Source organism: Streptomyces sp. NPDC016677 (genome assembly GCF_055562815.1).
This window is the reverse complement of the sequence record NZ_JBVHEO010000020.1, coordinates 1-14,141: the sequence shown is the minus strand read 5'-3', so window position 1 is coordinate 14,141 and position 14,141 is coordinate 1. Positions and strand designations below refer to the sequence as shown.

13 protein-coding genes are annotated in these 14,141 nt (G+C 71.9%); 6 read left to right on the top strand and 7 right to left on the bottom strand.

Annotation, left to right across the window (positions count from 1 at the left end; translation table 11 throughout):
* Positions 1–10: 10 nt before the first annotated feature.
* Positions 11–1,003, bottom strand: coding sequence for a magnesium/cobalt transporter CorA (gene corA, locus ACZ3IG_RS32905; RefSeq protein WP_467436695.1), 993 nt, complete (start codon positions 1,001–1,003; stop codon positions 11–13).
* Between the two features lie 61 nt (positions 1,004–1,064).
* On the opposite strand from corA, the gene ACZ3IG_RS32900 reads away from it, so the two are divergent.
* The 5 genes from ACZ3IG_RS32900 (at position 1,065) to ACZ3IG_RS32880 (ending at position 5,620) form a co-directional block, all read left to right on the top strand.
* A complete protein-coding gene (locus ACZ3IG_RS32900) occupies positions 1,065–1,751 on the top strand; it encodes a histidine phosphatase family protein (RefSeq protein WP_467436693.1) in 687 nt (228 codons plus the stop codon).
* Positions 1,752–1,816: 65 nt separating this feature from the next.
* Positions 1,817–2,407: a DUF3090 domain-containing protein gene (locus tag ACZ3IG_RS32895; RefSeq protein WP_467436692.1), complete on the top strand. Its 591-nt coding sequence runs from the start codon at positions 1,817–1,819 to the stop codon at positions 2,405–2,407.
* On the top strand, positions 2,371–3,213 hold the full coding sequence (locus ACZ3IG_RS32890) for an SCO1664 family protein (RefSeq protein WP_467436691.1): 843 nt from the start codon (positions 2,371–2,373) through the stop codon (positions 3,211–3,213). Before ACZ3IG_RS32895 ends, ACZ3IG_RS32890 begins: the two co-directional genes overlap by 37 nt.
* Positions 3,214–3,309: 96 nt before the next feature.
* On the top strand, positions 3,310–4,539 hold the full coding sequence (gene mshC / locus ACZ3IG_RS32885) for a cysteine--1-D-myo-inosityl 2-amino-2-deoxy-alpha-D-glucopyranoside ligase (RefSeq protein ID WP_467436690.1): 1,230 nt from the start codon (positions 3,310–3,312) through the stop codon (positions 4,537–4,539).
* Between the two features lie 130 nt (positions 4,540–4,669).
* Positions 4,670–5,620, top strand: a complete 951-nt coding sequence (locus tag ACZ3IG_RS32880; protein ID WP_467436689.1) for an SMP-30/gluconolactonase/LRE family protein — start codon at positions 4,670–4,672, stop codon at positions 5,618–5,620.
* Between the two features lie 41 nt (positions 5,621–5,661).
* Here ACZ3IG_RS32880 and ACZ3IG_RS32875 read toward each other — a convergent pair whose 3' ends face one another.
* The 6 genes from ACZ3IG_RS32875 to ACZ3IG_RS32850 form a co-directional block, all read right to left on the bottom strand.
* On the bottom strand, positions 5,662–6,660 hold the full coding sequence (locus ACZ3IG_RS32875; protein ID WP_467436688.1) for a PAC2 family protein: 999 nt from the start codon (positions 6,658–6,660) through the stop codon (positions 5,662–5,664).
* Positions 6,661–6,795: 135 nt separating this feature from the next.
* Positions 6,796–7,467, bottom strand: coding sequence for a FadR/GntR family transcriptional regulator (locus ACZ3IG_RS32870; RefSeq protein WP_467436687.1), 672 nt, complete (start codon positions 7,465–7,467; stop codon positions 6,796–6,798).
* A 90-nt stretch (positions 7,468–7,557) separates the two neighbouring features.
* On the bottom strand, positions 7,558–9,174 hold the full coding sequence (locus tag ACZ3IG_RS32865; RefSeq protein ID WP_467436686.1) for a glycerol-3-phosphate dehydrogenase/oxidase: 1,617 nt from the start codon (positions 9,172–9,174) through the stop codon (positions 7,558–7,560).
* Positions 9,175–9,182: 8 nt separating this feature from the next.
* Positions 9,183–10,721, bottom strand: coding sequence for a glycerol kinase GlpK (gene glpK / locus ACZ3IG_RS32860; RefSeq protein ID WP_467436685.1), 1,539 nt, complete (start codon positions 10,719–10,721; stop codon positions 9,183–9,185).
* 47 nt (positions 10,722–10,768) lie between these two features.
* The gene (locus tag ACZ3IG_RS32855) at positions 10,769–11,563 is read right to left on the bottom strand and encodes an MIP/aquaporin family protein (protein WP_467436683.1); all 795 of its coding nucleotides are present in this window, start codon (positions 11,561–11,563) and stop codon (positions 10,769–10,771) included.
* A 355-nt stretch (positions 11,564–11,918) separates the two neighbouring features.
* Positions 11,919–12,683 carry an IclR family transcriptional regulator gene (locus ACZ3IG_RS32850; protein WP_215173705.1) on the bottom strand — a complete coding sequence of 255 codons (765 nt, stop codon included), beginning with the start codon at positions 12,681–12,683 and terminating at the stop codon, positions 11,919–11,921.
* A gap of 390 nt (positions 12,684–13,073) precedes the next feature.
* Between ACZ3IG_RS32850 and ACZ3IG_RS32845 the strand changes: the two genes are divergently transcribed.
* Positions 13,074–14,141 (top strand): homocysteine S-methyltransferase family protein (locus ACZ3IG_RS32845; RefSeq protein ID WP_467436682.1); only part of this gene is annotated, 1,068 nt, incomplete at its 3' end.

Here is a 14,141-nt window from a genome sequence, read left to right as displayed (position 1 = left end):
GGACGGAAGGCTACAGCCAGCCCCTGCGTTTGAAGGTCCGGTACAGCAGCACCTCCAGGGCGGCCATCAGGACGATCACGGCCGGGTACGCCCACACCCAGTGCAGCTCGGGCATGTGCTCGAAATTCATGCCGTAGACCCCGGCGATCATGGTGGGGACCGCGGCCATGGCCGCCCACGCGGAGATCTTCCGCATGTCGTCGTTCTGCCGGACGCTCATCTGCGCCAGGTGCGCCGACAAGATGTCCGAGACCAGCCGGTCCAGGCCCTCCACGGAGTCGTTCACGCGCGTGATGTGGTCGTGCACGTCCCGGAAGAACGGGCGCGCGTGGTCGTTCACGAACGGCACGGCCCCGCCGAACGCGCCGTTGCCGGCCAGCCGGGCCAGCGGCGGCACCAGCGGTCCGGTCGCCCGGCGGAACTCCAGGACCTGCCGCTTGAAGGTGTAGATCCGCGAGGCCGTGTTCCGCGAGCCGCCGTCCGGGGAGAACACCTCCGCCTCCAGTTCCTCCAGGTCGGTCTGGAGCTCGGTGGCCACCTCCAGATAGTGGTCGACAGCGGCGTCGGCGATCGCGTACAGCACCGAGGTCGGGCCCTTGCCGAGCAGGTCCGGCTCGTGCTCCAGCCGCTGCCGCACCGCCTTGAGCGCGGCGCCCTCACCGTGCCGGACGACCACCACGAAGGCGTCGCCGAGGAAGATCATGACCTCGCCGGAGGAGACGGTGTCGCTCTCCGGCTCGTAGACCACCGGTTTGACGACCACGAACAGCGAGTCGTCGTACACCTCCAGCTTGGGCCGCTGGTGCGCCTTCAGAGCGTCCTCCACGGCCAGCGGATGCAGCCCGAACTCCTGGGTGACGTGGTCGAACTCCTCCTCGGTCGGCTCGTGCAGCCCGACCCACACGAAGCCGCCCGCGGACCGCGCCTGAGCCAGCGCGTCGGAGAAGTCCTCCGGGCCCTCGGTGCGGTGTCCGCCCCGGTAGATGGCACAGTCGACGATCACCGAACCCATTCTCCTCTCGCCCGGACGCCGGTGCCCGGTGCTGTACGCCTACCCTTGGCGCATGCCCACGCTGATCCTGGTCAGGCACGGACGTTCCACCGCCAACACCGAGGGGCTGCTCGCCGGCTGGACGCCCGGCGTCGCCCTCGACGAACGCGGTGCCGCCCAGGCCGCCGCCCTGCCCGCGCGACTCGCCGCACTGCCGATCGCCGAAGTCGTCGCCAGTCCGCTCCAACGCTGCCAGGAGACGATCCGGCCGCTGCTGGACGCCCGGCCCGAGCTGCGCGCCCACACCGACGAGCGGATCGGGGAGTGCCACTACGGCGACTGGTCCGGCCGCAAGCTCGCCGAGCTGAAGGACGAGCCGCTGATGGAGGTCGTGCAGGCGCACCCCTCCGCGGCGGCCTTCCCCGGCGGCGAGTCCATGCGCGCCATGCAGACCCGCGCCGCCGAGGCGGTACGCGAGTGGAACGCGCGCGTGGAGCGCGACCACGGCGCCGAGGCGGTCTACTTCATGTGCTCCCACGGCGACATCATCAAGTCGCTCGTCGCGGACGCGCTCGGCCTCCACCTCGACCTCTTCCAGCGCATCCACGTCGACCCGTGCTCCGTCACGGCGATCCGCTACACCCGGCTGCGGCCCTTCCTGGTCCGCCTCGGCGACACCGGCGACCTCACCTCACTGGCTCCCCCCGAGGAGCCGCCGGGCGACGACGCGACCGTCGGGGGCGGTGCGGGCGCACCGTGATCGTCGGCCGCAGTAGGGTGAAGCGGTCCCAGCAGTAGCCACCCCGACTTCCATGGAGACAGGACGTGTCCCGTCAGGTGTTCCTCTACGACCAGCCGGACCGCTTCGTGGCCGGCACGGTCGGACTGCCCGGGCGCCGTACGTTCTTCCTCCAGGCCACCGCCGGCCCCCGGGTGACCAGCGTGGCCCTGGAGAAGACACAGGTCGCCGCGCTCGCCGAACGCATGGACGAGCTGCTCGACGAGGTCGTCCGCCGCAGCGGCGGCAGCGCCGCCGTCCCCGCGATGGCCCCCGCCGAGCCCGCCGACACCGCCCCGCTGGAGGCCCCCGTGGAGGAGGAGTTCCGGGTCGGCACCATGGCGCTGGCCTGGGACGGTGACGAACAGCGCATGATCGTCGAGGCGCAGGCCCTGGTGGAGCTGGACGCCGACTCCGAGGAGGACCTCGCCGAGGCCGAGGAGCGGCTCCTCCAGGACGAGGAGAACGGCCCCCCGATGCTGCGGGTCCGGCTCACCGGCGCGCAGGCCAGGGCCTTCGCCAAACGCGCCCTCGACGTCGTCAACGCGGGCCGGCCGCCGTGCCCGCTGTGCAGCCTCCCGCTCGACCCGGAAGGACACGTATGTCCGCGCCAGAACGGATACCGCCGCGGGGCGTGACGCCGCACGCACCCCTCGCCGACGGGTCCCTCGCCGCCCTGCTCACCCAGGGCGAGCTGACCGTCCGCGGCCGGATCCGCGACGCCTCCAACGCGGCGCTGTACTGCACGGTCTCCCACCAGGGCCGCGAGGCCGCCTGCGTGTACAAGCCGGTGGCCGGTGAACGGCCGCTGTGGGACTTCCCCGACGGGACCCTCGCCCAGCGGGAGGTCGCCGCGTACGAGGTCTCCGAGGCGACCGGCTGGGGCCTGGTGCCGGTGACGGTGCTGCGCGACGGGCCGTACGGCGAGGGAATGGTCCAGCAGTGGATCGAGGTCACCCCGGAGGCCGAACTCCTCGCCCTGGTCGACGGCGAGGAGCCGGAGCCCGGCTGGAAGGCGATCGGCTTCGCCGAGGTCGGGGAGGGCAGGACCGCGCTCCTGGTGCACGCCGACGACGCGCGGCTGCGGCGCCTCGCCGTCCTCGACGCGGTCATCAACAACGCCGACCGCAAGGGCGGCCATCTGCTGCCCGCCGGCGGCCGGCTCTACGGCATCGACCACGGCGTCACCTTCCACGCCGAGGACAAGCTGCGCACGCTGCTGTGGGGCTGGGCGGGGGAACCGCTCACCGCGGAGGCCCTGGAGGTGCTCGCCGCCCTCCGGGAGGCGCTGAAGGACGGCGGGAGCCTGACCACCCGACTGGGCGAGCTGATCACACCGGCCGAGACCGAGGCCACGCGCGCGCGTGTCGACGCGTTGCTGGCCTCCGGGACCCATCCGGAGCCGGGCGGCGAGTGGCCGGCCATCCCCTGGCCGCCGGTCTGATCAGCACACCTCGGGGAGATCGGCAAGAACGCCTAACCGGTCATCCTGCCGCCGTCCGGTTCGTGTACGGAACATCCGTCCGGTTACGCTCGTGTCATGCATGCCTGGCCCGCTTCCGAGGTCCCCGCCCTGCCTGGTCAGGGCCGCGACCTGAGGATTCACGACACCGCGACCGGCGGTCCGGTCTCCCTCGACCCCGGTCCCGTCGCCCGTATCTACGTCTGCGGCATCACGCCGTACGACGCGACCCACATGGGGCACGCGGCGACGTACAACGCGTTCGACCTCGTACAGCGCGTGTGGCTCGACACCAAGCGCCAGGTCCACTACGTCCAGAACGTCACCGACGTGGACGACCCCCTCCTGGAGCGGGCCGTACGGGACGGCGTCGACTGGGCCGCCCTCGCCGAGCAGGAGACCGCCCTCTTCCGCGAGGACATGACGGCGCTGCGGATGCTCCCGCCGCGGCACTACATAGGCGCCGTGGAGGCCATACCGGGCATCGTCCCGCTCGTCGAGCGGCTCCGCGACGCGGGCGCCGCCTACGAGCTCGAAGGGGACGTCTACTTCTCCGTCGAGTCCGACCCGCATTTCGGCCAGGTCTCCCACCTGGACGCCGAGGCCATGCGGCTGCTCTCCGCCGAGCGCGGCGGCGACCCGGACCGGCCGGGCAAGAAGAACCCGCTCGACCCGATGCTGTGGATGGCGGCCCGCGAGGGCGAGCCCAGCTGGGACGGCGGCACGCTCGGCCGCGGCCGGCCCGGCTGGCACATCGAGTGCGTCGCCATCGCCCTGGACCACCTCGGCATGGGCTTCGACGTCCAGGGCGGCGGCTCCGACCTCGCCTTCCCGCACCACGAGATGGGCGCCTCGCACGCCCAGGTGCTCACCGGGGAGTTCCCGATGGCCAAGGCGTACGTCCACGCCGGCATGGTCGGCCTGGACGGCGAGAAGATGTCCAAGTCCAAGGGCAACCTGGTCTTCGTCTCCCAGCTGCGCCGCGACGGCGTCGACCCGGCCGCCATCCGCCTCACGCTGCTCGCCCACCACTACCGCTCCGACTGGGAGTGGACCGACCAGGTGCTGCGGGACGCCCAGGACCGCCTGGAGCGCTGGCGGGCGGCCGTCTCCCGGCCCGACGGCCCGCCCGCCGAGGCGCTGGTCGAGGAGATCCGCGAGGCCCTCGCGAACGACCTGGACGCCCCGGCCGCGCTCGCCGCGGTCGACCGCTGGGCCGCGCTCCAGCAGCAGTCGGGCGGCACGGACACCGGCGCCCCCGGCGTCGTCTCCCGCGCGGTGGACGCGTTGCTGGGCGTCGCCCTGTAGCGCTGGTGGTGAAGTGACAGGAGGGCTTCCGCGGTCACCCGCTGCGGAAGCCCTCCGTCATGTGCTGGGCTGTGCTCCTCTGCCCATGGCCGGCCGCACGACGGCCGGCCCTCTCGCGGAAGGACGCACCGTGGCACCCACCGAACGCTCCTTCGCACGTCGCACCCTGCTCACCGGCACCGCAGCCCTCACCGGCACGGCCCTGCTGGGCGGCACCGCCCACGCGGCCGGCGCGGCCCCCTGGCCCCGGCGGTTCCCGCTGCCCGACGGCTTCCGCCCCGAAGGCATCACCATCGGCCGCGCCCCGTACGCCTACTTCGGCTCCCTCGCGAACGGCGACGTCTACCGGGCGAGCCTGGCCACCGGACGCGGCGCGGTCGTCGCCCGGGGGCTGGGCGCCGGCCACCCCAGCGTCGGGCTGCGCGTCGACCGGCGCGGCAGACTCTTCGTCGCCGGCGGGGAGAGCGGCGAGATACGCGTCGTCGACGCCCGTACCGGCGAGACGGAGCAGGTGTACGCGACCGGCACCACCTTCGTGAACGACGTGGTCCTGACCCCGGACGCCGCCTGGTTCACCGACTCCTTCGCGCCGGTGCTCCACCGGGTCGCCCTCGACCGGCACGGCCGGCCCGGCGCGCTGCGGACCGTTCCCCTCGGCGGTGACTGGGAGCAGGGGCCGGACTTCACCGCCAACGGCATCGAGCGCACCCCCGACGGCAGCGCGCTGCTGCTGGTCAACGCCTTCGCGAACGGCGGCGGCCTGATGCGGGTCGACCCGCGCACCGGCCTCGCCCGCGCTGTCGGCCTCGGCTCCGCCCGGCTCCCGAACGGGGACGGACTGCTGCTGCTCGGCCGGACCCTCTACGCCGTCCAGCAGTGGCAGAACGCCGTCGACGTGTTCCGGCTGGACGCGGCCGGGACCCGGGGTACCGCGGTCACCCGCGTCACCGACCCGCGGTTCCGCATCCCGACGACCGTCGCCGCCTGGGGCGACCGCCTCTATCTGCCCAACGCGCGCTTCGACGTCGACCCGCCGCGGCCCGACACCGAATTCGACGCGGTGGCGGTGGACCAGGTCTGAGTTCCAGGGGGGCGGAGCGACGCCTCCCTGTCACTCCTGTGTCACTCCTCCGAGGAATCCTCGTCGTCGCCGGCCTTCGGCGGCTTCGGCGGCCGGGGACGCCCGCTGGGGCCGTCCCGGCCGTCCCGGCCGTCCCGCAGGAACGGCGGGCCGGGCGGTGCCTCGCCGCCGTCCGCCGTCGCGTGGCCGCCCGGTCCGCCGCCGTCCCGGCGCCGCAGGTACCGCTCGAACTCGCGGGCGATCGCCTCGCCCGACGCCTCCGGCAGCTCCGCGGTGTCCCGGGCCTCCTCCAGCGTCTGGACGTACTCCGCGACCTCGCTGTCCTCGGCTGCCAGCTGGTCCACGCCCACCTGCCAGGCCCGCGCGTCCTCGGCCAGCTCGCCCAGCGGGATGCGTACGCCGATCAGGTCCTCCAGCCGGTTCAGGAGGGCTAGCGTGGCCTTCGGGTTGGGCGGCTGCGACACGTAGTGCGGCACCGCCGCCCACAGCGACACGGCCGGCACGCCCGCGTGCGTGCACGCCTCCTGGAGGATGCCGACGATGCCCGTGGGCCCCTCGTACTTGGTCTCCTCCAGGTCCATGCGGCGGGCCAGGTCGGCGTCGGACGTGGTGCCGCTGATCGGGACCGGGCGGGTGTGCGGGGTGTCACCCAGCAGGGCGCCCAGGATGACCACCAGCTCGACGCCCAGCTCATGGGCGAAGCCCAGCAGCTCGTTGCAGAACGAGCGCCAGCGCATGGACGGTTCGATGCCGCGGACCAGAACCAGGTCGCGCGGCTTGTCCCCGCCGACCCGGACCACGGACAGCCTCGTCGTCGGCCAGGTGATCTTGCGGACCCCGGCCTCCATGAACACCGTCGGCCGGTTCACCTGGAAGTCGTAGTAGTCCTCGGCGTCCAGCGCCGCGAAGACCTCGCCCTTCCATTCCCGGTCCAGATGCGCGACCGCGGTGGAGGCGGCGTCGCCGGCGTCGTTCCAGCCCTCGAACGCGGCCACCATGACCGGGTCGATCAGCTCGGGAACCCCCTCGAGCTCGATCACCCAGCGCCTCCTTCCGACGTGCCCTCGCTTAACGACCCAACCTTACGGCGTGCGGCGGGGGCGTCCGCAGCCCCCTTGCACGGGGGAGTGAACGGATCACTGCCCCGTTCCCCACGGTCGAACACCCGGCACGGATCACAGGGTGGAGCGCAGCCACTGCTCCACCGACGCGATGTGCACGGTCGCCCAGGAACGGGCCGCCTCCGCGTCCCGGTCGCGCAGCGCGGCGAGGATCGCGCGGTGTTCGCGCAGGGTGCGGCCGACCGCGTCCTCCTGGGTCAGACCGCGCCAGATCCGGGCCCGGGTGGTGGGCCCGGACAGTCCGTCGAGCAGCGAACACAGCACCGAGTTCCCGGAACCCCGCACGATGCCCCGGTGGAACTCCAGGTCGCTCGCGACCAGCCTCTCCACCGAGGGGTCGTCGCCGAGTGCGTCCAACTGGGCGTCCAGCGCGTCCAGTTCCGCGTCGCTGATCGCCGCCGCCGCCATCGCGGTCGCGGCCGGCTCCAGGATGCGGCGTACGGCGAGGAACTCCAGCACCGTGTCGTCGCGGTGGAAGTCGACCACGAAGCTCAGCGCCTCCAGCAGGAGTTGCGGGTCCAGGCTGGTGACATAGGTGCCGTCGCCCTGCCGCACGTCCAGGATGCGGATCAGGGACAGGGCGCGCACGGCCTCGCGCAGCGAGTTGCGGGACAGGCCGAGTTCGTCGGCGAGCCGGCTCTCCTTGGGCAGCCGGTCGCCGGGGCGCAGCGCGCCGGAGACGATCATGTCCTTGATCTTCTCGATCGCCTCGTCGGTGACAGCCACCCTCGGCCTCCCAGCCTCGTACGGGATGCCGTTCAGACATCCGATGTATCAGGCCATTATGGGGTGGCCGAGGGGGTCGTCGCGTACGTCCTACTTCTTGTCGAGCAGGTCCTGCACCTTGCCGCGCACCTCGTCCGTGGCCAGGCCGCGGATGGTCAGCGTGGTCCGGCGGCGCAGCACGTCGTCCGGGGTCTCGGCCCACTCGTGGTCGCGGGCCCAGACGACCTGCGCCCAGATCTCCGGCGCGTCGGGGTGGACCCGCTCGGCCAGCTCCGGGCTCTCGTTGGCGAGCCGGGCGATGTCCAGGGCCAGCGAACCGTAGTGCGTCGCCAGGTGCTTGGCGGTGTCGGCCGCCATCCGCGGGCCGGGTGCCGGACGGTCCACCAGCAGCCGGTGCGCGATGGCCCGGGGGTTGGCGACGCCGGGCAGCGGCAGCTTCTTCGGCAGGGAGGAGACGGGCTCGAAGTCGTCGCCGAGCGGGTGGCCCGGCAGCGCCTGGAGCTTCTGCATCACGGTGCGGCCGATGTGCCGGAAGGTGGTCCACTTGCCGCCCGCGACGGAGAGCATGCCGCCCCGGCCCTCGGTGACGACCGTCTCGCGCTTGGCCTTCGCCGTGTTCCCGGGCCCGCCCGGCAGGACGCGCAGACCCGCGAAGGCGTACGTGATGAGGTCGCGGTCGAGCTGCTGGTCCCGGACGGAGAACGCGGCCTCGTCCAGGATCTGGGCTATGTCCTTGTCGTTGACGGCGACGTCCGCCGGGTCGCCCTCGTACTCCTCGTCGGTGGTGCCGAGCAGCAGCATGTCCTCCCAGGGGAGGGCGAAGGTGATGCGGTACTTGTCGATCGGGGTGGCCAGCGCGGCCTTCCAGTGCGAGGTGCGCTTCAGCACCAGGTGCGCGCCCTTGGACAGCCGGATGGACGGCGCCGCGTTCGGGTCCTCCATCTTGCGCAGGTGATCGACCCAGGGGCCGGTCGCGTTGAGCACCAGGCGGGCGTCGACGCCGAACTCCTCGCCGGTCAGCCGGTCCTTCAGCTCGGCCCCGGTGACCCGGCCCTTGGTGAAGCGCAGCCCGGAGACCTCGGCGTGGTTGAGGACCACGGCGCCGGCGTCGACGGCCGCGCGGACCGTCATCAGCGCCATGCGCGCGTCGTTCATCTGGTCGTCGCCGTAGACGGCCACGGCCTTGAGGTTCTCGGTGCGCAGCTCGGGCACGTCCTGCTGGGCCTTGGCGGGGGAGAGCAGGTGGCCGACGCCGTCGCCGAACGCGGAGAGCGCCGAGTACGCGAAGACACCGGCCCCGAGCTTCGCCGCACCGTGCGGCCCGCCCTTGTACACGGGGAGGTAGAAGGTGAGCGGGTTGGCCAGGTGCGGGGCGACCTGGCGGGAGACCGCACGGCGCTCGAAGTGGTTCTCCGCCACCAGCTTCACCGCGCCGGTCTGCAGGTAGCGCAGACCGCCGTGGAGCAGCTTGGAGGAGGCGGAGGAGGTGGCGCCGGCGAAGTCACCGGCGTCGACCAGAGCCACCCTGAGGCCGGACTGCGCGGCGTGCCAGGCGGTGGAGATGCCGAGGATGCCGCCGCCGATGACGAGAAGGTCGTACGACGCCTGGGAGAGCTGCTCCCGGGTCACGGCTCGGCTCGGGTTCGAGCCGGACGCCGGGTGCGTGCCCAGGGCAGGTACGGACTGCAGGGTGGACTGGGTGGTCATGGTGGTTCTTACTCCTCGTCCTCAAGCCAGCCCATGGTCCGCTCGACGGCCTTGAGCCAGCTCTTGTACTCGCGGTCGCGGGTGTCCGCGTCCATGCGGGGGGTCCACTCGGCGGCCCGGCGCCAGTTGGCGCGCAGGTCGTCGGTGCTGTTCCAGAAGCCGACGGCCAGGCCGGCGGCGTAGGCGGCGCCGAGGCAGGTGGTCTCGGCGACCATCGGACGCACCACCGGCGCGTCCAGGAAGTCGGCGAGGGTCTGCATCAGCAGGTTGTTGGAGGTCATGCCACCGTCGACCTTGAGGGTGGTCAGCTCCACACCGGAGTCCTTCGTCATGGCGTCCGCGATCTCCCGCGTCTGCCAGGCGGTGGCCTCCAGCACGGCGCGCGCGAGGTGCGCCTTGGTGACGTACCGGGTCAGGCCGGCGATCACCCCGCGGGCGTCGGAGCGCCAGTACGGGGCGAACAGGCCGGAGAAGGCCGGTACGAAGTAGGCGCCGCCGTTGTCCTCGACCTGCATCGCCAGGGTCTCGATCTCGGCGGCGGTGGAGATCAGGCCCATCTGGTCGCGCATCCACTGCACCAGCGAACCGGTGACGGCGATCGAGCCCTCCAGGGCGTAGACCGGCTTCTGGTCGCCGATCTGGTAGCCGACGGTGGTCACCAGGCCGCTGTAGGAGTTGATGACCTTGTCACCGGTGTTCATCAGCATGAAGGTGCCGGTGCCGTACGTCGACTTGGTCTCGCCCTCGTCGAAGCAGGTCTGGCCGAACAGGGCGGCCTGCTGGTCGCCGAGCGCGGAGGCGACCGGGATGCCGCCGAGCAGCTCGCCCAGGGCGCCGCCCTTGATCTCGCCGTACACCTCGGCGGAGGAGCGGATCTCGGGGAGCATCCGCGTCGGCACGCCGATGGACTCGCAGATCTTCTCGTCCCACTTCAGGGTGCGCAGGCTCATCAGCAGGGTGCGGGAGGCGTTGGTGACGTCGGTGACGTGCCGGCCGCCGTCCACGCCGCCGGTCAGGTTCCAGATGACCCAGCTGTCCATGGTGCCGAAGAGCAGGTCGCCGGCCTCGGCGCGCTCGCGCAGGCCCTCGACGTTGTCCAGCAGCCAGCGGGCCTTGGGGCCGGCGAAGTAGGAGGCCAGCGGCAGGCCGGTCTCGCGGCGGAAGCGGTCCTGGCCGACGTTGCGGCCCAGCTCCCGGCAGAGGGCGTCGGTGCGGGTGTCCTGCCAGACGATGGCGTTGTGGACGGGCTCACCGGTGTTCTTGTCCCAGATCAGCGTGGTCTCGCGCTGGTTGGTGATGCCGATGGCCTTGATGTCGTCGCGGGTGATGCCGGCCTTCTCGACGGCCGAGGCGACGACCTGCTGGACGTTGGTCCAGATCTCGGTGGCGTCGTGCTCGACCCAGCCCGGCTTGGGGAAGATCTGCTCGTGTTCCTTCTGGTCGACGGAGACGATGCGTCCGTCGCGGTCGAAGACGATGCAGCGCGAGGAGGTGGTGCCCTGGTCGATCGCGGCGATGAAGGGGCCGGCGGTGTGGGTGTCGGTCACTGTGTGCTCCTGGGGTCCGTGGTGGTGGCGGTGGGGTCCGGCGTGGTTCACGCGAAGGCGACGTTGTAGACGCCCGCGGCGATCGCGGCGCCGATCAGCGGTCCGGCCACCGGGACCCAGGCGTAGCTCCAGTCGGAGCCGCCCTTGTTGGGCAGCGGCAGGAGGGCGTGCACGATGCGCGGGCCGAGGTCGCGTGCCGGGTTGATCGCGTAACCGGTCGGGCCGCCCAGCGACAGACCGATGCCGACCACCACGAAGGCGGTGATCAGGACGCCGAGCGCGCCGAGGCCGTCACCGTCCTGGTTCAGCCCCTGGGTCATGATGGCGAGGATCAGCACGAAGGTGCCGATGATCTCGGTGGCCAGGTTCTGCGCGGCGTTGCGGATCTCCGGGCCGGTGGAGAAGACGCCGAGGACCGGGCCGGCGCCCTTCTCCTGGGCTTCCACCGACTTGGCGGTGGTGTCCTGGGCGCCCGGGCCGCCGACGATCTCCTTGTCGGTGAGGTGGGCGTGGAACTGGCCCAGGTAGGCGATCCAGACCAGGGTCGCGCCGATCATGGCGCCGAGCATCTGACCGCCCCAGTAGACCGGGACGTCGCCCCAGTTGCCGTCCTTGATCGCCAGGGCCAGCGTGACCGCCGGGTTCAGGTGGGCTCCGGAGAGCGGCGTGGAGATGTAGGCGCCGACCATGACGGCGAAGCCCCACCCGAGGGAGATGGCCACCCATCCGGCGTTGCGCGCCTTGGAGGCCTTGAGCGTGACGGCGGCGCAGACACCGCCGCCGAGCAGGATGAGTATGGCGGTACCGATGGTCTCGCCGATGAAGATGTCGGAGCTGGACACCCGCGACTCCTTTGTCCTTCGTCCAGGGAAGCCGAACCCCCGGATTCGTCCGGGTGTTCTGGCGCCCTCATGGGAAATGAGAGCGTTGCCGGCCCTTGGCGTCGTCCACTCTAGCGCTTATTGCCGGTAGGTGTTCGACAATGCCGACCGATGGACGGAGTCTCATCCCGACATCGCACACCCGTCAAGAGCCCTGTTGTCGAAAACACGATCGTTATTGATCGATTCGTGCCGCCGGTCTTCCGGTCGGGTGTGTCGTCGTATGGGCAGTTTGGCAGATTTGGCCAGATCTCCCGGGTAGGCGAACGACCGGAGCGCCGCCCCGGCGCCCCGGTGCCGCCTGCTCCGGCAGGCGTCAGAAGCGTCCGGCGCCCAGGTCCCGGGAGACCGCGCGGGCGCAGTCCCGCACCGCCGCGATCAGCTCCGGACGCAGCTCGCCCTCCTGGCAGACCCGCTCCACTGCCCCGGTGATGCCGACCGAGCCGACCGGCATGCGCCGCCGGTCGTGGATGGGGGCGGCGATCGAGGCGACGCCCTCCCAGGTCTCCTCGATGTCCGCCGCGTAGCCACGCGCGCGCGTGAGGTCCAGTACGTGCTCGAAGGCGTCCGGCTCGCAGATCGTCCGGTCGGTGAACGCCCGGCGCTCGGTCTCCAGCGCCTCGCTGTGCGCGACCGGGTCGTAGGCGGAGAGCACCTTGCCCAGGGCGGTGGAGTGCAGCGGCTGCATGGCGCCGATCTCCAGCACCTGCCGGCTGTCGTCGGGGCGGAAGACGTGGTGCACGATCAGCACGCCTTGCTGGTGCAGTACCCCCAGGTGGACGCTCTCGCCGCTGGAGCGGGCCAGGTCGTCCGCCCACACCAGGGCGCGGGCCCGCAGTTCGTGCACGTCCAGGTAGGTGGTGCCCAGGCGCAGCAGCTCCGCCCCGAGCTGATAGCGCCCGGAAGCGGTGTCCTGTTCGACGAAGCCCTCCTGCTGGAGGGTGCGCAGGATGCCGTGGGCGGTGCCCTTGGCCAGGCCCAGCGACGAGGCGATGTCCGACAGGCCGAGCCGTCGCTCGCCGCCCGCGAGCAGCCGCAGCATCGCGGCCGCCCGTTCGAGCGACTGGATGTTCCGTGCCATCGCCGTCCCGCCTCCGTCCCGTCCTACCGTCGACGTGCGACGTCACTTCTACTGTTCGGCAATGCCGAACACTACCGGTCCATGCCGACCTCTCGCCAATGGTCGGAGCGCAACTGTGGCACTCCTCGGCCACGGCGCCGCCGGGTCACCGCGCCCGCGCGGTGACCCGGCGGCGCCCTCACACCCCCTGGCCACCGTGCTCCGTGACACCCCGGAACACCCGGAACACCCCCGGCACCGGCGTCCCATCCTCGTCCGTCCCGTGGACGCCCTGACCGCGGGCCCCGCCTCCCGGCTACCCTGGCGGCGTGCGCCCTCCCGGTGTGTTGTGTACCGATGTCCCCGGGAAGCCGCAAAGCCGACAGCCGTCGCATCCTAGGGAGCCCGTCCATGGCCTCGTCGCCGTCCACCCCGTCCGCCGACACCCGGACCCGTGTCACCGCCCTGCGTGAGGCGCTCGCCACCCGTGTGGTGGTCGCCGACGGTGCGATGGGCACCATGCTGCAGGCGCAGAATCCCACGCTGGAGGATTTCCAGCAGCTGGAGGGCTGCAACGAGGTCCTGAACCTGACCCGGCCGGACATCGTCCGTTCGGTCCATGAGGAGTATTTCGCGGTCGGTGTGGACTGTGTGGAGACCAACACCTTCGGCGCCAACCACTCCGCCCTGGGTGAGTACGACATCGCGCACCGGGTGCACGAGCTGTCCGAGGCCGGTGCCCGGGTGGCCCGTGAGGTGGCCGACGAGTTCGCCGCGAGGGACGGCCGGCAGCGCTGGGTGCTGGGCTCCATGGGCCCGGGCACCAAGCTCCCCACCCTCGGGCACGCCCCGTACGGAGTGCTGCGCGACGCCTATCAGCGCAATGCCGAGGGCCTGGTCGCCGGCGGCGCCGACGCGCTGCTGGTGGAGACCACGCAGGACCTGCTCCAGACCAAGTCCGCCGTGCTCGGCGCCCGCCGTGCCCTGGACGCGCTCGGCGTGGACATGCCGGTGATCGTGTCGGTGACCGTCGAGACGACCGGCACGATGCTGCTGGGCTCCGAGATCGGCGCGGCGCTGACCGCGCTGGAGCCGCTGGGCATCGACATGATCGGCCTGAACTGCGCGACCGGCCCGGCCGAGATGAGCGAGCACCTGCGTTTCCTGGCCCGGCACTCGCGCATCCCGCTGTCCTGCATGCCCAACGCCGGTCTGCCGGTCCTCGGCAAGGACGGCGCCCACTACCCGCTGGGCGCCCCCGAGCTGGCGGACGCGCAGGAGACGTTCGTCCGTGAGTACGGTCTGTCGTTGGTGGGCGGTTGCTGCGGGACCACTCCGGAGCATCTGCGGCAGGTGGTGGAGCGGGTGCGTGGCACCGCACCGACCCGGCGTGACCCGCGTCCCGAACCGGGTGCCGCCTCGTTGTACCAGTCGGTGCCGTTCCGGCAGGACACCTCGTATCTGGCGATCGGGGAGCGG

Bases quoted from the DNA above. Each gene is read 5' to 3' on its own strand.
- ACZ3IG_RS32850 (WP_215173705.1), bottom strand. From the start codon at position 12,683: ATGGCACGGAACATCCAGTCGCTCGAACGGGCGGCCGCGATGCTGCGG.
- ACZ3IG_RS32900 (WP_467436693.1), top strand. From the start codon at position 1,065: ATGCCCACGCTGATCCTGGTCAGGCACGGACGTTCCACCGCCAACACC.
- ACZ3IG_RS32890 (WP_467436691.1), top strand. From the start codon at position 2,371: ATGTCCGCGCCAGAACGGATACCGCCGCGGGGCGTGACGCCGCACGCA.
- mshC (WP_467436690.1), top strand. From the start codon at position 3,310: ATGCATGCCTGGCCCGCTTCCGAGGTCCCCGCCCTGCCTGGTCAGGGC.
- ACZ3IG_RS32865 (WP_467436686.1), bottom strand. From the start codon at position 9,174: ATGACCACCCAGTCCACCCTGCAGTCCGTACCTGCCCTGGGCACGCAC.